The organism is Pedobacter sp. 05L430, assembly GCF_056397585.1.
Map to the genome: position 1 here is coordinate 1 of NZ_JBFTNT010000049.1, position 23,418 is coordinate 23,418.

At 41.4% G+C, this 23,418-nt stretch carries 14 protein-coding genes; all 14 read right to left on the reverse strand.

All coding sequences use genetic code 11. The features are described from left to right. Positions 1–716 precede the first annotated feature (716 nt). Entirely contained in the window at positions 717–2,390 is a 1,674-nt protein-coding gene (locus AC1DG9_RS10245; protein ID WP_477634586.1) for a cellulase family glycosylhydrolase, read from the reverse strand. Positions 2,391–2,509: 119 nt separating this feature from the next. Beyond that, entirely contained in the window at positions 2,510–3,280 is a 771-nt protein-coding gene (locus tag AC1DG9_RS10250) for a 3-keto-disaccharide hydrolase (RefSeq protein WP_288882492.1), read from the reverse strand. A 33-nt stretch (positions 3,281–3,313) separates the two neighbouring features. Then, complete coding sequence (locus AC1DG9_RS10255) at positions 3,314–5,251, reverse strand: c-type cytochrome (protein WP_337717675.1); 1,938 nt, start codon at positions 5,249–5,251, stop codon at positions 3,314–3,316. Positions 5,252–5,255: 4 nt separating this feature from the next. Beyond that, a complete protein-coding gene (locus tag AC1DG9_RS10260; RefSeq protein ID WP_337717673.1) occupies positions 5,256–6,005 on the reverse strand; it encodes a hypothetical protein in 750 nt (249 codons plus the stop codon). 42 nt (positions 6,006–6,047) lie between these two features. Next, positions 6,048–8,246 (reverse strand): beta-glucosidase, encoded by a 2,199-nt coding sequence (locus AC1DG9_RS10265; RefSeq protein WP_477634587.1) that lies wholly within the window; start codon positions 8,244–8,246, stop codon positions 6,048–6,050. A gap of 131 nt (positions 8,247–8,377) precedes the next feature. Further along, positions 8,378–12,571, reverse strand: a complete 4,194-nt coding sequence (locus tag AC1DG9_RS10270) for a hybrid sensor histidine kinase/response regulator transcription factor (protein WP_337717668.1) — start codon at positions 12,569–12,571, stop codon at positions 8,378–8,380. Positions 12,572–12,836: 265 nt separating this feature from the next. Continuing rightward, positions 12,837–14,402 carry a carboxylesterase/lipase family protein gene (locus AC1DG9_RS10275; RefSeq protein WP_337717666.1) on the reverse strand — a complete coding sequence of 522 codons (1,566 nt, stop codon included), beginning with the start codon at positions 14,400–14,402 and terminating at the stop codon, positions 12,837–12,839. A gap of 15 nt (positions 14,403–14,417) precedes the next feature. Then, positions 14,418–15,929 (reverse strand): family 43 glycosylhydrolase, encoded by a 1,512-nt coding sequence (locus AC1DG9_RS10280; protein WP_337717664.1) that lies wholly within the window; start codon positions 15,927–15,929, stop codon positions 14,418–14,420. Positions 15,930–15,995: 66 nt separating this feature from the next. Next, complete coding sequence (locus tag AC1DG9_RS10285) at positions 15,996–16,172, reverse strand: hypothetical protein (protein WP_337717662.1); 177 nt, start codon at positions 16,170–16,172, stop codon at positions 15,996–15,998. Between the two features lie 429 nt (positions 16,173–16,601). Beyond that, positions 16,602–17,156, reverse strand: a complete 555-nt coding sequence (locus AC1DG9_RS10290) for a hypothetical protein (RefSeq protein ID WP_337717660.1) — start codon at positions 17,154–17,156, stop codon at positions 16,602–16,604. A 158-nt stretch (positions 17,157–17,314) separates the two neighbouring features. Then, entirely contained in the window at positions 17,315–18,934 is a 1,620-nt protein-coding gene (locus AC1DG9_RS10295; protein WP_288882478.1) for a glycoside hydrolase family 43 protein, read from the reverse strand. A 43-nt stretch (positions 18,935–18,977) separates the two neighbouring features. After that, positions 18,978–20,510 carry a glycoside hydrolase family 43 protein gene (locus AC1DG9_RS10300; protein ID WP_477634588.1) on the reverse strand — a complete coding sequence of 511 codons (1,533 nt, stop codon included), beginning with the start codon at positions 20,508–20,510 and terminating at the stop codon, positions 18,978–18,980. Positions 20,511–20,588: 78 nt separating this feature from the next. After that, positions 20,589–22,058, reverse strand: coding sequence for a cellulase family glycosylhydrolase (locus AC1DG9_RS10305; protein ID WP_477634589.1), 1,470 nt, complete (start codon positions 22,056–22,058; stop codon positions 20,589–20,591). 64 nt (positions 22,059–22,122) lie between these two features. Next, the coding region (locus AC1DG9_RS10310) for a glycan-binding surface protein (protein ID WP_477634590.1) at positions 22,123–23,418 on the reverse strand (1,296 nt) is incomplete at its 5' end.

Here is a 23,418-nt window from a genome sequence, read left to right on the forward strand (position 1 = left end):
GTTCTGCAGTCAGGTTAAATTGCGCTCCGAGCTGGGGTAAAATACCCGCCCGAATAGAGAAGGTAAAAGCTGTGGTAATCACGGCAAAGCAACTCCCGTTGAATAAGGCACTCTTGTTAATGTTTTCGTTCATAATATAATGGTTATTTAGTTAGTTCTAACAGCATCCTTGTTAGCACGGCCATTGGACGCATCAAAAGTTATATCATTGGCTTATAAGCTATTCACCTGATATTACCACCTGAATAGCTGCATATTTTCTTTATTTATTTGGGTTGAATTAAAATATTAGTATTTGGTTAAACGAAATTAGTAAAATATTTAATCTAGGCAATCGATTGCTTAAAAATATTTAGCTGTAATTTCCTCAACCAGATATTACAATAGCTGATCGGTTCATTTTTATCTCCATGGCTCAGTTATAAGGCCATTCTGTACTTTCTTCCCTAATGGGTCGCTCCACTAGCCAACGGGAGAGGCGGAAGTAAGTACGGCAGAGCCAACACCGCCATTGGAGTAATACAAATAGAAGTGCGTCTTACCATCTGCTTCCAGTCTGGATATAATGGAAAGGCGCCCAGGAATTTGTACTCCATGGTGCCAGCTTTGCTGTATTTATGAAGTGTAAGTCTTGCCGGTATTCTTGTCTGTGAGTAAGTGTTTATATTGAACAAGGATATAGTCAAAAATTGCTTAATTTTTTTAACGCCTTTAACCTACATTTTTAGAAACGCCCATTGCTGGTTACGTCCTCCATAATAGTCCCATTGATTAGCACTGCCGCCGTTGTTCAGGGAATATCCTGAAATTTCCAGCGCCTTTCCACTATTTACATTGATCAATTTATAGTATCCGTTGTCAGTTGCCTGAATTGACCATTTTTGATTATTTCCGCCTGAATAATCCCACAAATCTGCCTGACCACCGTTGGCTATTGACCAGCTATCGATCTCCAAGCACTTTCCTGAAGCATGCATTGGTGTTAACCTGTAATAKCCACYWCCYGCATCTTCMACTTTGAATTGTTGATTTGCTCCGGCTAAATATTCCCATTGATCGGCCAATGTATGGTTAGCGGTGCCCCATCCGGCGAACTCTAGTGCTTTAAAACTATTTCTATTCATAATCTGATAGATACTTCCTACCTGAATGCCAGGTGAGGTACCGTTTTGTTCCCCTTGCACAAGAGCGGCTAAACCTTGTTGATCGCCCACAGTGTTTGTTTGCCTGTTCAGGATTGCCCCAGTGTCCCAATAAAATGGAAGAATACCGCGTGACAAAGCCTGGCGTGTAACCTGATTTAAAAAATATGCTCTGGAAACCTGATTGAGCGTTAGCGCATCACCTGTGAGTGACGACCGGGTATATGCTCCATATTCTCCTAAAACCACAGGAATGCCTTGGTCAACAAACTTTGTTTTCATCGATTGGAAATACGCGCTTAGGTCGGCCTCCTCTCCCCAGGTGGAATTTCGTGAAGGATCGGTGGTGGAATGATATCCCGATCCCCAATAATAAAACATATTACCCCATGATTGGTCTGACGACATCAGACAAAATTGGAAAGGAGTATAGTAATGAACTTCAACCATTAGGCGATTGGTTACCTGGTCTGTAGGAAGCGTGTTCATCAAACTGTTAGTTTTGTCAATATCTGTTGAGGGTCCCTGGACAACAAGCACTCTGTAACTGTTGCGCCCTCCGGTTGATCTAACCGCATTGATAAACGTTTGATGATAAGAAAGCAGGACGCTCATCTGCGTGGCATCCTCTACTGAAGGTTCGTTTGCGCTGGCAAAAATTAAGTGTTCATCAAAACCACGCATATGTGTCGCAATTTGCTCCCAAAAAGCTTTTTGCTTGGCATTAACCGCGGCTTGCTGAGCGGGCGTACAATTGTTCTCCAACCATCCACCATCCCAATGTATATTTAATATCACATACATGTCTTTGTTAATGCAGTACTGAATAACCTGTTTAACCCTGTCGAGCCATACTTGCTGAAGCTCTGCTGTATTGCTGTTGGCCATATATTGATCCCAGGCGCAAGGAATCCGAATGGCGTTGAAACCGCTTTTTTTTGCCAGATCGACATATGCCTGGGTAACCAGAGGATTACCCCAGGCGGTTTCACCACCTATTGCTTCGAGGGTGTTTCCTATGTTCAATCCCAATCGAATTTTTGCAGCGAGCTGCGCTGCTGTGCTGGCCACTCCAGATTGGTCCGGCGGAAGGGGCGAGGTATTGTAACTGGGGTAGCTGGTAATGGTTAAAGCATTCATTGCTTTTGCAAGAGCCTGTTTCTCAGCAGGACTTCCGAGTTCTTGCTTGTGGCACCTCGCAAACATAAGGATGACTACGATGCCGAAAAGATAATTTAGTGTTCTCATATAGGGATTATAATTGGTTTCTATTAAAAAATCGATTGGCAGAAGGGCAATTTAGTTGCCTGGTCTTCTAATTGTATGTTGTGCTGGATCTGCCAGCGGCGGTATTCGCTTGTGATTTGCTATAATTTCCTTAACCAAATATTGCGATAGCTGATCGGTTCACTTTTATCTCCATGGCTCTGTAATTTAATTGGTGAGGCGCCATGCTTTCTGTAGGCTGGCTGACCAATATAAGGTGTATCCCCTTTGAGTATGGTCGCATTCTGTACGAGAATGCCATTGTGTAAAACTGTTGCAACAGCCGGTGACTTTACAGACCCATCCTCGTTAAAACGGGGAGCCGTCCAGGCGACGTCATAGGTCTGCCACTCTCCTGGTTTTAAACAGGCATTTACCATCGGTGGMGATTGTTTGTAAAAACTACCAGCCTGCCCATTTACATAGGTTTTATTCTCATAATTATCTAGCACTTGCAACTCATACCCACCAGCACCCCAGGGAAGCGCAGCCAGAAAAATACCGCTGTTACCTCGGCCCTGGCCACTTCCAGTTATATTTTCCGGAATCCTGTATTCAATATGAAGCTGAAAATCCATAAATTTCTCTTTTGTCTGGATATCGCCCACGGACTTATCTACCGTCATGATCCCATCAGATAACTTCCATTTTTCTGCTGAAGCAGCATCAGCGGAATTCTCCCACTGATCCAGGTCCTTCCCGTCAAAAAGAACTATGGCATCAGAAGGCGCTGCTCCTGGCACCTTAGCCGGACTTACTTTTGCAGGCACAGGAGTCCATACCTCGGTATCTTCCGGTTTCCCTGGTTGCTGTGCCTGGACTATCATCACGTTGGCCGCAAGCATCGCAACAATTAATATTGATCTTTTCATATAGTTCGTTGATTTTCTTTAGTTATTGATGTATTACTTATTTAATGATTTGATCCAGGCCGCAATTTTGGTAACCTCATCTTTTGGAACATTGGACATAGGTGGCATCGGCGTGGAATAATCCGGCCAATGCTCCGGTTTAGGCGTATAAATCAGGCTTATTAGTTCCTCGACCGTATACTTTTTGGTGGAAATCTCCTTAAAAGAAGGGCCTACTTGTCGCTTCTCTGCATTGTGGCAGGCCAGGCAGGTATTTTTAGCTAGAAGCCCTTTCACTTGGTCATAGGTTGGAATTTTCGCCGCTAACGTTTTTTTACCTGACAAGGAACTTCCACTTTGTCCCCGAGGCAGTGTTTTAATAGAAGATGAATTCCTGGTGCTTACCTCTGCAAGGCTAAGTATCTTCCCTTCCGGGATATTATTTAAAGTATAATATGATGTAGGATGTACCAGGCTATAGTAGTTCTCTTGTGAGCGAATACCATCTAATGTAATGTTGTGAATATATCCTTTGCGCAGGTTGGCTACGATAATTCGGGCAGTGCGGCCATCAGCTGAAACGCGAACGCCCTTTACATTGCACTTTTGGCCATTTACCGGCGGACTTCCGTACACGCTGTGGTATTTATAAATAAAGCTCTCCACTGAATAAGAAGCAAGATCTAAGGCGTATTTTTTATCAACAGGTTGGGTAAACTCTATTTCAAACCCATCTGGCATGGCCTTTATACTGAGCATTTCAAAAGGGATTTTGTTGTTCCAAACCAGACGCTGGATCCCCTCTGTAGCCTCACCGGCCGAGCCCCACCCACGGTTGGTCTCGCCGGCGAACAACGATCCGTCTTTGCCCCAGGCCAAACGCACAATACCCGATTGAAACCCACTTCTAAAAGGCCATGCCGCCCCCTGATACTCACCGTTTACCTTTTCCATAAACACACGGCTAATCATACTCTGCCCCTGATCGCCTACCAAAAGCTGGCCAGCGAAAGGACCAAAGGAGCCCGGAGGAATTTTTACGATCTCAGAATTTGAAATACCAAGAATTCCGTGAGGCAACCAAACCGCAGGTAGTTGGAGTTCTGGAAAATTCTTCTTCATATCGAACTCGGTTACCGCTTTCTCGTTCACATCGTTTTCTGGCTTTACACTATTCCCGTTGCTGTCGTAAATCATCTTTGTTTGATTCTTGGCAAAAAACTGCTCTGTGGTAAGTTTGAGCGGAGATTGCGGCAGATTAGTCCACACCAGGCTGGATGGGTGTCCCATAAACGCACCTTTTTTTACTTGCATGATACTTCCTGAGCCAACCCAGTCGCCCTGATTATCAGTATAGAACAGTTGATCATCAATCATACTAATCCCGCAGGGCGAGCGCATACCCGCAGCCCATGGCTCAACCCTTCCATCTTCAAAAATACGGAGTGCCCAGCCCCTCCATGGAACCAGACTTTTTGGATTCCACCAGGTAGGCGGAAATCCAAGATTCAGGGTCACAAAAAAAGATCCGTCGGCAGCAAGCTTAGGGCCAAAACTGTACTCATGGTAATTTCCCGACAATGGCCAGGCATATATGGTTTCAAAATCATCAGCCACGCCATCGTTATCGGTATCTGTCATTTTGGTAAGTTCCCCTCGTTGAACACAATAAAATGATCCGTTTTTATAGGCAAGTCCGAGCACCTCGTGAAGACCCGAAGCAAATTTTTGAAATGTTGGTTTGAGTGAAGAAGGATTTTTCACGATAAAAACATCCCCCCTTCTGGTAGTGACACCCAAATCGCCGTTAGGTAACGTACAGAGTCCACCCACTTCAAGTATTGCTCCTTCGGGAGCAGATACTTTCATGATCTTAAAATAATCATCTTCCTTTGGAGATTCTGCCTGGGCAAAACATGTTATTGACATCAGTATAAATGTCATTGTCAATAAGCACGACATACCGTTTTTATAATTGGAATAAATATTCATCAGGTTACTGGTTAAAGAGAATGGAATAAATGATCTTACTTTTGAATGGAACCAGGAGTTCCTGAGCGCTTTGTATTGTTCTGATGATAGGCTTCAATGTGGCTTCATCCGCTACAGTAATGGAATAAGCTTTATCTGCAATAACATATTTACCATCTTTCTGTTCGATAGCATTTGCTCTGGCAAGACACAGGTATAAGTCATCGGCACTTCCCTCCGGCTCAATTTCACGTCGAATGCCCTGGCCGCCATCAATCACCTTGGTTGCATCCTTAATATTCAATCCATATGTCTGGTACTTAAACTTTGGCAAACCTGACGCATCAAGCGTATAACCCTTCGGTTTGAAGCCTGACCCAGTGGTGTCTTTTTTAAATTCACTTTGTTGTGTTGCTAAACGCTGAATCTGTGGTGTCGCGTCTCCAGTCTGGATCGCTTTTCCAATTGGCCGCGAAGAACCATCGCCCCTGTCGTGCCACATTGGTGTTGCATCCAGAAATTCACCTTTCCATAATAGCACCAATTGACCATTGTCGGCATCATAAGTGTAATGAACCTTCAGCGGACTACCTATACTGATGGCATGGGTAACGCGTTTACCTCCATCAAGATCGATAAAACTCCGGAGCAGGATATTGCGTTCTGCCTTAATGATTATAGGGTCGACGTGAGTCTCCTGTGCAACAGCCTCCGTCCCCATTAGGAAACAAAAGGCCGATACACAGGCAACGAAAAAATAAGAATATAAATTCATGTATAATGTTTGGTTAAGTAAGCGTATTTGTTAAGTGCCATTTTATTTAACAGCTATCTTCAGCTTTTGAGAAATATTACCTGAGGAATTTCCCAGTTGCAGTATAAAGTCTCCTGCCTCAATGTTCCAATCCTTTTTTCCTTCATCATAGAAAGCAAAATCTGCAACTTTCACGTCCAATTCAACGGTTTTCGTTTCTCCGGCTTGCAGGAGCACTTTCTTAAAGGCTTTCAGTTCTTTAACTGGTCGCGGCAACGTACATACCGGATCATTTACATACAATTGAGCAACTTCGGCACCATAGCGTGAACCTGTGTTCTTGACGGTGAATTTTACCCTGATTACGTCGTCTTTGCTATAAGTTAATTTATCAGCAGAAAGAGGTCCTAAGTCAAAGCTGGTATAAGAAAGCCCGAACCCAAAGGAAAATTGAGGTGTTATTTTTTTAGTGTCAAACCACCGATACCCTACCAGAATGTCTTCTTTATAATATTGGTTAACGCTGTCGCCAGGATAAGAGATTTTACCATAAAAATGTGCAGCATTATCCTCCAGCTTTTTTGGAAAAGAGAAAGGCAACTTACCCGAAGGATTTACCTCACCCGAGATTACATCGGCCAATGCATTTCCGGCTTCAGAGCCGAGATACCATCCCTGCATAACGGCGGGTACTTTATTTATCCATGGCATAGACACTGCGTTTCCGCTAAGCAGTACAACAGCCGTGTTTTTGTTAGCTTTGAGCAAAGTATCAATCAGCTTATCCTGACCAAAAGGAAGGCTTAACGACTGGCGATCTCCACCTTCACAATCCTGAAAGTGATTTTTGTTCAGCCCCCCAATAAAAAATACGATATCGGCTTGCTTTGCAACCTCGGAAGCAGCAGCAATCAGCGAATCTGCATTTAACTTTGAAGGCTCTTCACGTCCGTAAAGTGCCGGTCCAGATGCATAACCAAGACTGTAAACAATATGATCTTTTCCGTATTTGGCAATCAATCCCTCTAATGGTGATTGCTCATAGGCTACCTTGAGTGATGATGACCCGCCACCGACTACCAGACTGCGATTAGCATTTTCTCCGATCACGGCAATCTTTTTGTATTTACCTACAGGAACAGGAAAAAATTGCTGCTCATTCTTCAAGAGCACGATTCCTTCCTGAGCAATCTTGCGCGCAGCTTCGCTGTGCTGGGGAGAAACGAAACGGMCAAAAGGCCTGTTGGCGCTCATGGTGGTCCGGAAAATTAAACGCAGTATGCGACGGGCCTTGTCATTGAGCAAAGCGATATCATACTTTCCCTCTTTAATTCCTTTAAGGAAGGGATTAGCCAGATAGTAATCTGAATAGGGGAACTTGCCCTTGGTTGTTAACCCATCGGTATAAGTACCCATTTCCAGATCCAGCCCGTTCTTAACAGCCTGGTCAGTATCATGAACACCGCCCCAGTCACTAATCACGACACCATCAAATTTCCAATCACTCTTTAGTATCTTATTCAAAAGTAAATCATTATGGCAGCAATGCTGGCCTCTGAATTGATTGTATGCTCCCATGATCGACCATACTTTTGCTTCCCGCACTGCTGCTTTGAAAGCAGGCAGATAAATTTCGTTTAGCGCACGGTCGCTTAGATCAACATTGATATGACCACGCCACTCTTCCTGATTGTTCAATGCAAAATGTTTTACGCATGCTGCCACGCCAATGGATTGAACTCCCTGTATATAAGGCACCACCATGCGGGAACTGAGGTAGGGATCTTCACCCAGATATTCAAAATTCCGACCGTTTAGTGGTGTACGGTAAATGTTTACACCCGGCCCTAATAATACGGTTTTATTGCGGTACCGCGCCTCTTCTCCGATCGATTTACCATAAAGCAAGGATAATTCGGGATTGAACGTAGCCGACAGGCAGGTGAGTGCCGGAAAAGCGGTACAAGAATCGTTTGTCCAATTTGCCCCACCCCATTCATCCCACAAAACTTCCTCACGGATTCCGTGCGGGCCGTCATCGGTCCAAACTTCAGGGATTCCCAAACGAGGCACACCTTTTGAACTGAATTTAGACTGGGCATAGCAAAGGGACACTTTTTCTTCAGTAGTCATCAGCGAAAGTGCATTTTCAACCCGCTCTTCTATGGGTTTGCTTAGATCAAGGTAAATTGGCTGTTTCTGTTGCGCATTTACCAATAACGAGGCACCTATTGCTACTACAGCTAAAAATATTGATTTCATTAATTTTATATTCGGTTGTATGTAATTTGAGTTTAAAAGTTGGCGCATGGATCGCCTGATCTTTGTGGCTCGAAACTACAATACCGGATGTAGACCACAGAGTAGTAATGTTAAATAAGTAAGAAGAAATGTTAACCTAATTCGGATGTTTTATTCCTTTTTTCTACTATATACTCAGAAGGAAGCACATTGTATTTTGCTTTAAAGGATTTCGCAAAATAATTAGGGGTGCTAAAACCTACCATATAGCATATTTCGGCAATGGTTTTATTGCTTTTTTCCAATAGTACTGCTGCTTTCTCCAACTTAACTGATCTGATAAAGTCTACTGGAGTTTTACCCGTTACCTTTAGACATTTTTTGTACAGTGATACCCTGCTCATGGCAATATGCCTACTCAGGTCTTCTACAGACAACTGGGGGTTGTGAAGATTCTCTTCAATGTAAAGCAACGCAGCGTTCAAAAATTTAGCATCGTCCGATTCAATTTCCATTTCCGGAGATGCAATGTTAATTTGCCTGGTATAAGTTCTTTTAAATGTCTGATGAAGGGTGAGCAGGTTTTTGATCTTGGAATGTAAAATCTCAAAATTAAAAGGCTTTGTCATATAATCGTTCGCCCCTGTTTCCAATCCCTTAATTTGTTCTTCTTCGGTCGTCAATGCCGTTAGCAAGATGATGGGAATATGCTTTGTCCTTACATCTGATTTTATTTTTTCGCACAATTCATTACCATTCATTTCCGGCATACTGATATCGGAAACGATTAGATCTGGATGCAGTGCGAGGGCTTTTTGCCAGCCTTCTTTGCCATTTGAAGCCTCTTCTATTTTATAAAAAACGCGTAAATTATCTTTGAGATAAAACCTGAAGTCCTCGTTGTCTTCAACCAACAATATAACGGGTGCATTTTTCGTGCGCAGACGCTCACCAGTGGACTCTTTTACTTCATTTTTTTTATCCGATTTCCCCTCCCCCGGCCAATCAGCACATTCCGCATCTTTTTCCTCCAGCACAGCAAGTGATGCGAGTGCAACACGAAGGTGTGCGGTAAAGCAACTACCCAAGCCTGGCTCGCTTTCTACCGTGATTTCACCGCCGTGCATCTTCACAAATTCTTTTGTGATGGAAAGGCCAATTCCGGAACCCTGGTTAAGAATAGCAGCGGAAGTTTCATTTTGAAAAAACCGCTCAAAAATAATTTCCTGTTTATCTTTTGGAATGCCAATTCCTGAGTCTATCACTTTTAACTCCAATAAAACCTTTCCATCCGCTGTCGGGTTCGGCAGTGTTTGTAATTCCACACTCACATTTCCTCCCGAAGGCGTAAATTTAAAAGCATTCGAAAGTAAGTTGAACAGTATCCGCTCGACCTTATCGTGATCATAAGAGACATATAAATTGTCAATAGCACTTTTGAAAGTTAATTTGATTTGCTTCCGTTCTGCCAGGTCATAAAAAGACTCTGTTGCCTCCTTGATAAAGGAGACAATTTCGCCATCACTCCTGTTCAGCTGCAATTCCTGTTCTTCCATTTTACGGAAGTCGAGCAACTGGTTTACCAGGTTTAACAAACGCCTTGCATTTCTTTTTATCATAGATAGCTGACCATGACGCTCCTTCTCTCTGGCTTCAATTAAAAGTTTATCTACAGGGGCCAGAATTAAGGAAATAGGCGTCCTGAACTCATGGCTCAGATTTGTTAAAAATTTAATTTTTAACAAATCCAGTTCCCGCAGCCTTTCTGCTTCCTTACGGTCCTGTTCACGCAATTGCCTGGCCTGAATTCTTTCTTGTACTAAAGCAAATTCCCGTCGTAGCTTATTGATCCCCCGGTTTCGGATAAATAACAATAAAAAGCCGATGGCGAAAGCGTACAATAAATATGCCCATGTGGTGCGCCAGAAAGGGGGCAAAATTGTAATTTTCAGTTGCGACTCCGCTATAGGTATAGTATCACTTTCATTAAAAGCCTTTACGTGAAAGGTATACTCTCCTGGGTCAAGGTTTGTAAAAGTGGCCTTGCGTATTTCTGAAGGAACGGTAAGCCAGCGATCATCAAATCCTTCCAAATTATATTTATAGGTAATCTTGTGCGGAGCAAAATAGTTGAGCAACGCAAATTGAAGGGAAAAAATATTTTCTTTATAGGTAAGGGTTAAATTCTTAAGAGCTGTGATGGATTCGGGCAGAATGATTCGCCCATTTAGATTCTCGCCAACATGCACTTTATGATAAAACACCTCTAATTCGGTCATGGCCAGGGCAGAAGGCGACTGGATGTTTTGGATTTGGCTTGCTCTGAAAATATTAAAGCCATTTGGTCCTCCAAAAATCAATTCGCCGGCTTTTGTTTTGTATGCGGCATTAAAATTAAACTGGGTATTTTGCAGCCCATCCGATTTATTGTATTTGCTGTATTGGAATTTATAGCTTTTACCTTGTGCAATTACAGAAATCTTGTAAAGTCCTTTTCTGGAGCTATACCAGATATGATGATCTGGATCTTCAAGAAGAGCAAAGACAGTATTCTCTGGCAAACCAGTATCCTCACTTAGGTTATTGAAACTCCCCGTTGTGGGATTATATATGCTTATACCTTCCCTTGTACCTATCCAAATCCACCCCCTTCCATCTTCTACTATACAATTAATATCATTTTGTACCAGGCTATTCGTATTCTTAGGATCATTTACCAATTGTTTGACTTTAAAAGTTTTACCATCCAGGATATTAACCCCCGCTGTCGTACCAATCCAAATATTTTTATTTTTATCTTCATATAAATAGGAAATGCCATATGCATTCAAGGTATTTTTCACTGATGGATTAAAATGTTTAAATTTCCCGGTGCTTCGGTCAAACAGATCTAATCCACCATTTAAGGTGCCCACCCAAAGCCTGTTGGAAGAATCTTCTAATAAGGCAAAAATTCGGTTATCTGAAAGGCTGGAAGGTTCTGAGGTACGTTTGAAATGTGTAAACTTCTGTCCGTCAAATGAATTAAGCCCACCTAAAAAAGTTCCAATCCACAAAACACCCGAAGGATCGACACATAGGCTTACCACAATATCACTGCTTAAAGAGTTGTCATTTTCGGGATTATTACGGTAGGTTTTAATCTCACCCGTACTCCTGTTCAAATGTATTAAACCCGAGCCATTTGTTCCAATCCATAAATTGCCCTTATTATCTGCTACGAAGGCATTCACATCCTTCTGTAGGGAGTTATTTCCGGTTAAATACTGATTTCTGGGAAATTTATAGATGCTTTTATGATAGTAATAAATTCCTTTCTTAGAAGTACCCATCCAGATAATACCGCTACTGTCTTTATACAAAGAACCTATGCTGTTGTCACTTAAAGCCCTCTGGTCATCTTCTCTACTTARAATATAAGTGAATGTATTGGTCCGCTTGTCTAATATATTAACTCCTCCATGATCAGTGCCTATCCAGATTTTACCATCCTCTCCTTCCAGAACAGAGCCGACATTTTTAGAGCTTAGCCCCGAATGGTCTTGTTTTTTCCCAAAATAGTGGAATTTGTCGCTCGCCACATTGAGGTAATATAACCCAAAAAGATCACCCGGACTATAAATAAAAACATTGCCTTCAGCATCAAGGCTGAGTTTGAGATTGAAATAATTTTCCTGTGTTCCTAGACGGTTTTTAACATCAAAATATCTGCTTGTTACCTTTTGTTGTTTTAAGTTAAACTTCTCCAGTACACCATTGGCGTGAATTACCCATAAATTACCTTTTAAATCCTCGATAAAATCACTTATTATACCAGAAGACAGGGAATTTAATACGTCACTTTTAGGGGTATAACTCGTAGTGGTTTCGCTTTTAGAATCATAACAAAAAATACCTTGATTTTCTATATAAAAATAGAAACTACCCCTATTGTTGGTTTTTATCTCTCTAAGGTATCCACCAGGAATTTTATATTTTTGAAAGTGTTTATTCTGAAACCGCTCAAACTTTTCGGTTAAGGGATAGTATATACTGAAGCCACGATTAGATTTAATCCACAATTCTTTCTCGGGTCCCCCAAATATATTGACAATATAACCATCGGGTAAGCTGGTGCTATCCTTTGAATTATGTTGAAATATCTTGAATTCATGTCCGTCATAACGACTGAGCCCGGCGGTGGTACCAAACCACATAAATCCTTTTTGATCTTTGTATATCGCATTTACCTGATTGTCTGATAAACCATTTGAAATATCTAAATGAGAAAACTGGTATACATTTTCCTGCGCAAAAAGAGAATTATACAGCAGGAATGCGCTGATCAGGGCTAAAAACCGAAACATATATTTTTCTATTAAATGCTTTAGTCATTCTCCGGATGCCAGGAACAATTAAAGCTAAAAACCCAAACAGGTTATAATTGGTTGCGTAATATTGGTATAGCTAAGCTACACTTAAATCTGGTTTTTTTTTAATAACCTTCCTCCTTAATCATCAGTTGATGGGCTGGTAGTTTTTAGGGACTGTTACTAAAGTTTAAACGCCAGCTATAGCAAAAGGCTATAACCGACATTTCAAAGCGTGCATATTGCAAATTCGATAAAAATCCTATTCCCGGTCTTTTCCATTTAAATCCATTCTCCACCTAAAATACTGATCCAGTACAACAAGTGACTTTTCGTCGGGAACTGGTCCCACATGGGGTGTCTCGGCGAAATACATCACTGCCGGCTTATCGCCGGTAAACGCAGGCCATAGCGGAAGCTCCTTACCGTTAGGGTTTCCGTATTTCACAAAGTTGATCCAGTAACTCCCCATCGCGGTTGAAATTTCCAGATCTGATTTAGAAGTTTTCGGGTTCAAAGGATCTATATGTTGAAAAACATACGAAACATCCTGTGCATGAGGAGAGCCGTGCCCATATTCAGGAGTACCTTCGGGATAGTTTGGATGCTGATCAAAAAAATAATAAAACACTTTCGATGTCCCCGTTTTTGACTGGAGTCTGGCCCATGTCCAGTTGTGCCATCCAAAAGCAGCATCCCTTGACAGATTTCTTGCAGACCGGGTAACGAACTTCTCGCCTACCGGGTAGGCTTTAATCAAATTGTCAGCAAATTCCCCGTAACGTGCTTTTACCCCATCAATATATTCCTTAGGGTTCGCTCCAGGCGAAAAGCTTAGCCCTTCATCAGAATTGTAACCAATAAGTACCGGCACATCATTGTACTTGTTTGCTTCGTATAGTTTATATTGAACATCAGGGATCACATGTCCATCTATAATAGGCCATGAACTGCCAACACCCCAACCCATAGGGAGTTTGTCGGCTTCCATCTTTCTAAGTTCTTCTATGGAAGCAGCACCTGCTTTGGCTGCGTAAGCTTGCCCATCAGTTTCGGCTTGCCTCAATGCTTTCATGTTTTCGCCCGGGTATGTTTTGATACCGGCAGGGCCAAAAGACCCGCCACTTTGAGAGATGGCACTCCGAAAAAGACCTTTAGCCAGCGGCGAAGCGCACAACATGCTAACAGAGATTCCTCCTGCCGACTCCCCAAAAATGGTTACTTTTTTGGGGTCGCCACCAAACGCAGCTATATTCTTCTGCACCCATTTTAGCCCCGCAATCTGGTCTAGCAAACCATAGTTTCCCGACACATGCTCAGTCCCCTCTCCGCTTAATTCCGGATGCGCCAAAAAACCGAGTGGACCTACCCGATAGGCAATACTGACAAAAACAACTCCCTTTTGTGCCAGTTTCTGTCCATCATACCAAGGTTCGGCGGTTGATCCGGAACTGAATCCACCCCCGTAAATCCAAACCAGGACAGGCAAATCGACCTGGTTGGATTTTGCAGGGGTCCATACATTCAAGTACAAACAATCTTCACTTTTACCGGCCGCAGGATTTCCCTCTTGCATAGGTGAGGCTGCAAAATGAGCAGCCTGCTTTACCCCATCCCACTTTTCAACCGGCTGGGGAGCTTTCCACCTCAAGGAACCGACAGGAGGGGCCGCAAAGGGAATTCCACGGAATACAGTTAAGTCATTTTCCACGGCCCCCTGAATCCTTCCTCCCTCGACCTTAAGATGAACGGGTAGCTGAGCATGGCCTGCAAAAACCGTGAATACAGTTACTACAATTAAAAGGGTAATATTTTTCAGTATTCTCATAAATTGCCTAGTAATTTAATCTATTGGGGTAAATTTAAAATTCTTAAATGTTACATTCCCCTCGCCTATGGAACACAAGCCAATTCTTAAGCTTAAAAACCCACTCAGCACGTTATGATGTATGGCAGAAACCTCAAGCGAAGTTTCAATTTTATTCCATTTAATACCGTCTGTACTAAAATACATATTTACCGTATTATTAATGTTTTTAAGACGAAGGAATACATGATTTTTTATAACGCTCTTTTCAGTTTGAAACTGCCAGCCACGTAAATTGACAAATATGTTCTTATCGTCGGCCAGAATCCCTGAATAGGCATTGTTGTTGTAAAAAAGAACTAAACCACCTGTTGCTTTTCCTTCTATTAATAATTCCACGTCTGCCGTATACGAATGGCCTGATGGAATGCACAATAAGGGCGAGCTACCGGCTACATTATTTCCTTTTCCCTTAATGGATAAACCATTGTCAGATAAGTTAAACCTGCTGGTATCCAATCCTTCGAAGAATTCCCATTGAGGCTGTAATTTATTGCCTTTAAAATTATCGTTCAATGTAAAGTCGGTTTTAAAGGGAGCTAAATTTGGTCTCCTGATAGGTTTACTATCTACTATATCATCCGGCACTTTATACCAGCCATCTTTTGTCCATTCTACCGGCAACAATAAAGTCTGACGACCTTTATTGTAAAAACCATCTTCGTAAGCATGAAAAATCATCCACCAGTTTCCTTTTGCATCGTCGAAGATGGTACCATGCCCTTTCGATTTCCATTTTTCATCTTGTTTAGTTGTTCTGACAATCGGATTATAAGGGGAATTTTCCCACGGGCCCGATAACGATTTTGATCGTGCAGAAATGACCATATGGCCAGTAGCAGGACCTGCCGTTCCTCCTTCAGCTACAGTAAGATAGTAGTATTCTCCTCTTTTTATCAACTTGGGGCCTTCCAGGCAAAAGCACTCAATAGTCCAGTCTTTAGGTATAGGCCAACCGTTGTAAGAACTCTTTTGATTCCCTGTAATAGAAAGACCGTCATCTGACAAGGGTACAAATCCCCCGTTACTGAAAAACAAGTACCTTTTGCCATGTTCATCTGTTATATGACCAGGGTCAATGTTGCCAATTTTCAGGTCAATCGGATCACTCCATTTCCCATCGATCGAGTCCGCTGTTACCACATAGTTAGTCCCGTTTGCCGGAAAATAGATATAGAACTTATTTTTATACTTCACCAAATCGGGAGCATACACCGAGCCTACGTATTTATGCAGGGCGTGGGTCAATGGTTTCCAGTTAATCAGGTCTTTTGAATGCCAGATCAATAAACCTGGATAGTACTCAAACGAGGAATGGACCATATAAAAATTATCGCCATCACGTAATATACTCGGATCAGGATAATCTCCTGCAAAAATAGGATTCAAATAAAAGCCCGGACCTTTCGAATTCGGACTTACTTGATATTGAGCTCTTGCAAAAAAACTCAACTGGATCAAAAAAAATGTTACTATAATTTTATTCATATGATTTGATAGGTTGTAGAAAGTACGCTTAACCTGTGAGTTATAGGCCTTATAATTTATTTATTTCTAGGTAATACCTCGGCAGAGCTGTCCTGAAATTGCGACATGTGCGCTTCTCATTCGCTTTGACGTGGCTTTAGCGCTAATTCTGTCATTGCCTTGCGTTATTTCAGTCCATACAGCCCCTTTGGCATGGGCTTTTTTATAAGCTTCGATTAGAATAGGGTCGTTAAGTAACTCCATAATTTTGCAGTAACGTTTAAATGAAATTTGCATTTTTTATACAATTGTTATTCTATTGATTAAAAAATAGTATTTGTTCGTTGCTTTCTGATTCTTGTTATCAGAACTATTTAAATATTAAACCTTATATGAAATGGAGCCAGCAGCATTTTTACGCTGGCTCCATAAAAAAAATTCAATTATTTTTTTTAACCATTTTAAATGATTTTGAGTAATTTATACAATCTTGATTTCAATGAAGATTCCATTGACAATTGGCTTGAAGACAATGATTTTATTGTCTCTACTTTTCTTCCAAGTATATCAAAAATGGAAACACGAAATGGTTGATCTGAATTTACAGCTCCCCCCTTTAAATTCGTTAACAAATAGGATTTGGATAAATCATAATTGAATTGTCACATGATTGGTTCGATTCAGTCGCCAGGCTTACAGCTTCTTTCCAGTAATTATAAAATTATCAAACATTATAGCATTAGAACTCACCGTATTAGGGTTTATTCTAAGGCTTATTGTTTTATAATTTCCTGAAGGCAAAGCAAGCAATTTTGCTTCTTTAGACCACCCTCCACCACTAGCAACTGTAGGTAGAGTTACCCAAGAAGCACCGCCATCAACACTTGCTTCAATTTTTGGTGCTACAGCATCTCCTGCATCTTCAACAACAAATTCATAAGACAGGTTTAAATTTGTAAAACCAACCACATTGATATTAGGTATGGTAACAGCAGCACCTTTAGATTCTATTTTCAAATTATATTGCTCACCCCACCCCTGACGCAAATTTACATTGGCATCGCCAGCAGTTTTTAGATCTATCCCACCACTCCATGTTCCTGCCTTTGTAGATGGTTTAAATGTATGCATTTGACCATCACCAAGGATGGCAACATTTGATTCGAAATTTTCGGCATACAGAGTTTCCTGTGCATTGGCTAACATCCCTGTTAGTAGAGCAAAAAATAATAGTGTGATTTTTTTCATGTTAATTTGTTTTTTAAGTTTATAAAAATATTGATTTGAATTAAGTAGTTAATTTGAGGATTACCGCAGCCCGTTTCACCACCTTCAGCCTCCATTGTATTACCGATATTCCACCCTAAATGCATTTTCGCAGTACAGCAGCACTGCTGTGATTATTACTACTTGTAATTGATATGGAAGTAATCAAAGTCTGCATAACCTCCAATGTTTTTAGTCGCATAATTAAACAAAGCAAAACGATAGCCCATGAAATGTGGGATGCTATATTTCATCTTCAAAGGTCGCCCTATTGGTTTCCAAACTTTTCCATCAAGACTGTAAAAGAAACTAGCTTCATCTTTCCCATTAAGAGCGTAAAGGTTATTAGCYTCATCGTTCATGCCGGTAAAATCGCAATCGATCCTGAAGTAAATTTGGTCTTGATCCAATGGAATTCGCTTTACTTCGACAGGCTTATCATTATCAGTAGTGATCATTATTATCGACTTTTGACCAGCGTCAATTTTAACGCCCACTGATCCATACTCTTTTTGGAAAGCTGAGAATCCGGCAAAATCGCCGTCTTTCATTTTGGAAACATCAAGGGCAACAGAAGCCGAGCTGGTTGGACCAATAGTGCGTTGTGTAAGTGTGTTTCTGGCCTGAAGAAAACCAGTGTCGATTCTTCCTGTTTTGAGGCGCAGGAATCCTTTTCTTTCAGTTACAGACCACAGCGCATTATCCGGATTATGATTCCATTGCCATACTAAAGGAAGTGCTGCTTCTCCTTTCTTTCGGTTGAATTCATCAGAAGCGACCAAATTCGGAATCAAACCTTTACCGGCCGGCAGGTCTAGATGTTCCGGGACTTTACCATTTTCTGCTAATACAGGCCAGCCTTCTTCCCACTTGACAGGAACGAGATAAGGAACGCGGCCAACAGCAGCAAAATCGCGGAAAAGATAAGAGAACCAACGTCCATCGGGAGTGTCGACAAGTCCGCCTTGAGCAATTCCTCTATCCTGTAAACCAACTTTCCCTTCCCAAGGTCCGTTGATATTATCTGCCCTATGGATAATTACAGTTCGCATTCCACCGCGCGGCGCGCAAATATTAAATAAATAATATTTGCCTTTTACTTTAAATAATTGAGATCCTTCTGCGCTAAGGCCTACTTCTTTTCCTGTTGGTGCGCTGGCGCTCTCGATGAGAACCCTCTCCGTAACGCCTGGTTTAACTCCTTTTAGATCCTCATTTAATTCAACAATTTTTAGTCTTTCCGCGTCATAAATTAAATATACCTTGCCATCATCATCAAAAAACAAGGAATTGTCATGATACGCTGGCTTAAAAGAAATTCGTTCCCAATTTCCTTTTTCTATATCTTTTGTTTTAAAAATATAGGTTTCACCGGTGGTGTATGCAAAAGTGGTTACATAATATATCCCCTTGTGATAGCGCAAACTACTTGCCCAGGAACCCTTGCTGTATGCGTTTTGACCGTCTGTCAAATTTAGCGCCGGCAGATCTGCCAAAGTATCATAGGCATAGTTGATAATTTTCCAATTGACAAGATCTGTCGATTTCATAATGGGCACGCCCGGGTTCATATGCATCGTTGTGCTACTCATGTAATAGCTATCGCCTACACGTACCATTGATATGTCGGGTACATCTGCATAAATAATCGGATTAGTGGCTTTTTGTGCGTATAAACACGGTACTTTAAGTGTGATAATTAAGGCCGTCATCCATAACCTATAAATCGTATTTTTCATATTCACATTTATTTTTTTCATTCTTATCTGATTATAATTAGCATCAATAAACCAGCAACCGGAATTAATAAATGAATTTCCATTCATCAAACAAAAAACCCTCTCCATTAAATACAAAATAGATATTCCCTACTCCTTTATCTATTTTCAGTTCTATTTTCTTTGAGCGCGTAGTCCATTCCTTTACATCACATATAAGGGAAACAAGAGGCTTACCTTTAAGATTATTTACATAAACATCAATTTTACCTTTTCCTTTCACCCTGGCTTCGAATTTGGCAGGAATCTGTTTGCTAAAATCGGCTCCACGAACCATGAGACATTGTTTATCTGCTTTTCCTTTGGCAACCATATTGCCCGGATTACCATCCGCTTCGAACTGAACCTGCCCCGAAGTACCTGCAGTGGTCTCTGCTTGCTGAAGAACGAATGGATTTAAGGGGTTAAGTTGTGACGGACCTTTAAAAGTTGCGTTGACCATGGGGATATTCACATTCTTTTCATCCACCTGTATTGGTTCGAAACCCACATTACGAAAACCACCCTTAGTGCCAAAATAATCCTGTAAATACATGGCATGGTAAGTAATATAATATTTCTCTTTAAACCTGAACAAGTGGGTGTGATTGTTTGTAAAAGGCCCCACGTTAACCTCGCCGGTATTCTTAAAGTAATTATCGCGATACTTCCAACTATCCTGATTTAAGGGTGTTTTACTCGTCATATAAGATATGTTGCATGCGGTTGGTTTATTAATATTGCTATAAGGCCATTCAGTACGTTCATCCCAACTCGTACAATAGCTATAAACCCAGGTTCCATTGATAAAGTTAAGGTCGCTGGCCTCATTAAAATAAGGAGCGGGTATCTTAGCAACATCACTAGCCAAACTGATCATATCTGCCCCTAATTTGACAATTCTGGCATTATCCGGCATATATTTCGTTTTAGGCGTTCCGGCTCCAAAAGTCAGCCAGCCTGTACCTTGGTCGTCAATAAKAACTCCGGGATCGAATGGAGCATCTACATCCACACCGGGAACAGAACGGTCAACTATGTTCTTTCCTAACGGGTCGCTCCATGGGCCAACAGGAGAGGTGGAAGTAAGCACAGCTGAGCCACCACCGCCATTGGAGTAATACAAATAAAAGTGTGTTTTACCATCTGCTTCCAATCTGGATGTAATGGAAGGTGCCCAGGAATTTGTACTCCATGGTGCCAGCTTTGCTGTATTTATGAGGCCATGATAAGTCCAGTTGACCATGTCATCGGAAGACATCATGACCAGCGAACGGATATGCTCGTAACTATTTTTCCCATCCTTTCCTACCTTCTCATACTGTTGATGATCATTCGTAGCATACACATAAATTCTTCCATTGTATTCTACAGCTGTTGGGTCGGCCGTAAACATAAAATCTAATAAAGGATTGGCATTATTGGAGGTAAGTTTCGGCGAAACATTTGCGAATTTTTCTTCCAGTTTTTCACTAATCAATTTCGGCTTATCAGCATTCGTCTGAGCTACTGCATCTTCTTTACTTCCCAGAAAAGAGATGGCAAGGACCGCAGTGAACAACATTTTTTTTCTAAACATTTTTTTTTATTTTACCCAAAAAATGGATACTCGTTAAGGATTAATTTGAATTGACATACTATAATTGACACTATACTATTACTTAGACCCTGCAATAAGGGCATCATACATACCCTGGTCCTTTATCGCATTATTAGCTCTGTCTAACATAAAACCTGTCTCCCACCAGAATGGCAGAAGACCATTTGCTTTAGCCTGTTTGGTCATATAGGTTGCCCAGTACTCCACAGACTTGTTATGCATCTCCAGATCCTTAGGAACAAAATTGCCGTTGCTGGCAGTCCGCCTCCAGGATGCATATTCGCCCAGCACTACAGGGATACCTTTATCAACAAACTTCTGTTTCATCTTTTTGAATTCAGAATCAACCACTTCCTCTTCTCCAAAGGTGGCGTTACGTTCTGGTTCAATAGTAGAATGATTCCCTTTCCCCCAATAGTAAGCCATTTTGCCCCAACTTACATCTCCATCCGTTAGTATCGTAAATGTAGCAGGCGTGTAGTTATGCACCTCGACCATCAACTTGTTAGGAATCTTATCTGTTGGTAGCGTATTCATCAGATCATAAGTTTTATTAGGATCTGTGTGAGGCCCCTGCACAATCAGCACCCTGTAACTATTTCTGCCTCCGGTAGCACGCACTGCATTAATAAATGTCTGGTKGTAACTATTGAGTATGTCCATCTGCTCGGCATTATCCGCCGCAGGTTCATTCGCGCTGGCAAACATAAGGTGCTCATCAAAATCGCGCATAGTGGTAGCAATCTGTTCCCAAAGCGCCTTTTGCTTAGCGTCAACCGAATCTTTCTTTAGCTTATTAATATTATTTTCCAGCCAGCCATTATCCCAGTGAATATTCAGCATCACATAAATATCATTATCCACACACCATCCAACTACTTCTTTCACCCGGTTAAGCCAGGCAGGGTCAATTTTCGCTTTATCCGGATCGCTTAAATGAGTCCAATTCCAGTTACAAGGAATCCGTACAGCATTGAAACCTATTTGTTTTACAAATTTCACATACGATTCGGTAATTTTATTACCCGACACCCAGTCACCTTCGCCTGGGGACTCCATGGTATTGCCAAAATTTATTCCTACATGCATTTTTGCTGCCAGTTCCACGGCCGTACTGCTCATTCCAGTCATGTTTGGCGCTATGGATGATGTGTTATAATTTGGGTATATGAAGGGGATCTGAGAAACGACCACCCTTCTTGCCTGGCCGTTGGAAGAACTTATTAATAAAACAGCAGAGCGGGATACCGCTGTAGTATTTAGCGATAATGTTGTTAAATGAATAACAGTGCTGCCGCTGTTGCCTGATGTTGTACTTAATTGCAACCACGAATAAGCAGGATTGCTGATGCTCCAATCGGTATTACCTGAAACGGATATGTCCTCTGTTCCCCCTTCAGCCGTAAAAGTTATGGTGGATGCACTAACTGTTAATTGCGGATCCGGATTATTCGCTTTTTTACATGATAATAAAGATACAATTGTAATAAGAAATATAAATATTTTAAAAGGATACTTAATCTTCATTTTTTTCTTAATTATCTAATTAGTAAGAAATCCCCACGGCGTTATGTTGCCGTGGGGATTTAGTTTATTTAATTTTTACAACTCTCAAATTATCAACAGCGCCATAAAAGCTGCCTGCCGAAAGACCATAGTTATGTATATACATGATGCACGATGTATTTCCGGATTCACCAGTTAAATCCGCAATTTTGGTTAGTGAATCCCCCATACCTTGGCCAAGCTCAGGATGTGATGCACGGAACGATGTTAAAGGAATAGTTACTGTTACCCACCCTTTTGTACTGTACGGTACCGTGGTCGTAGCGTTTATTCGCCATGGCTCCCATCGGGCCACATAGCCGTCTACTCCACTTACAATATTAACCGTAGTACCTTTCCAGGTTTTCGGGATATTTACTTCAAATTTAAATGCCCAATGGCTAACCGTGTCGGCAATATTGGCTTTTGGCACCCATTGTATTGCATTCATGGGTATGTTAGTAGTCCAGGGCCATCCGTCCTCGCTGTTCACATCGACATCCAACACAAAATAGGTGCTTCGATTGCCATGGAAATTAGAATTATCTTTAGTTTCTTTACCAGCACCCCAGCCTTGCCAATTAAAATTACTATCCCAATTTGAGATGGAGCCTGTTACTACATCATTTACATGGTACACAGTAGTAGCTGTGCCAAACTGTGTAGTAACTGATACCGGTCCCCTTTGCGTTAGCGTTGGCAAAACGAAACCAACATGACTTCCATTACTGGATGATGCAAATGAAGTAATCGTGGTGCCTGCAAACGTTAGCTTTTGAATACCTTTAAGATAATTACCATAAACATAAACCGAATCACCCGGGTTGGCATTTTCATTTGAAATACCTGCTATGACCGGGGTCGCAATTATTTTATGATTCAACGTACCGCTTTTGGTGATTATTGATATCTGATCATCGGTCGTTGCAGCCGGCATCAAAAATCCAATAGAATTCCCGCTGGTGTCTAAGTTAAAAGATTGGATTGCGGTACCCCTATACGAAAAGCGTTGAACGAAAAATAGGCCTGAGCCATAAACATAAACAGAATCGCCTGGATTGGCATATAAATTGGAAATTCCCGAAAAGGTAGGTGCTGCCGGACCTAATTTAAAAGAAAACCTTGTGGAACCTGCTTTTGTCGTATACTCTACAATATAGAGTTTAGCAGTATCAATTTTTGAAAACTGCATGGCGGGTATTTGCACCACGGCACTATTAGGCGCAAATAAAGCGCTGTTAAAAGAAGCAGGAACACCATTGAAACTTATTTGTGTAGCATTCTGCAAATTATTTCCGGTTATTACAACATATTGCCAGTTTGGCGTAGCACTGTGCAAAAC

What these genes read in the sequence shown, in the direction of transcription:
- AC1DG9_RS10255 (WP_337717675.1), bottom strand. Translation starts at nt 5,251, where the DNA reads ATGAATATTTATTCCAATTATAAAAACGGTATGTCGTGCTTATTGACA.
- AC1DG9_RS10260 (WP_337717673.1), bottom strand. Translation starts at nt 6,005, where the DNA reads ATGAATTTATATTCTTATTTTTTCGTTGCCTGTGTATCGGCCTTTTGT.
- AC1DG9_RS10275 (WP_337717666.1), bottom strand. Translation starts at nt 14,402, where the DNA reads ATGAGAATACTGAAAAATATTACCCTTTTAATTGTAGTAACTGTATTC.
- AC1DG9_RS10280 (WP_337717664.1), bottom strand. Translation starts at nt 15,929, where the DNA reads ATGAATAAAATTATAGTAACATTTTTTTTGATCCAGTTGAGTTTTTTT.
- AC1DG9_RS10285 (WP_337717662.1), bottom strand. Translation starts at nt 16,172, where the DNA reads ATGGAGTTACTTAACGACCCTATTCTAATCGAAGCTTATAAAAAAGCC.
- AC1DG9_RS10290 (WP_337717660.1), bottom strand. Translation starts at nt 17,156, where the DNA reads ATGAAAAAAATCACACTATTATTTTTTGCTCTACTAACAGGGATGTTA.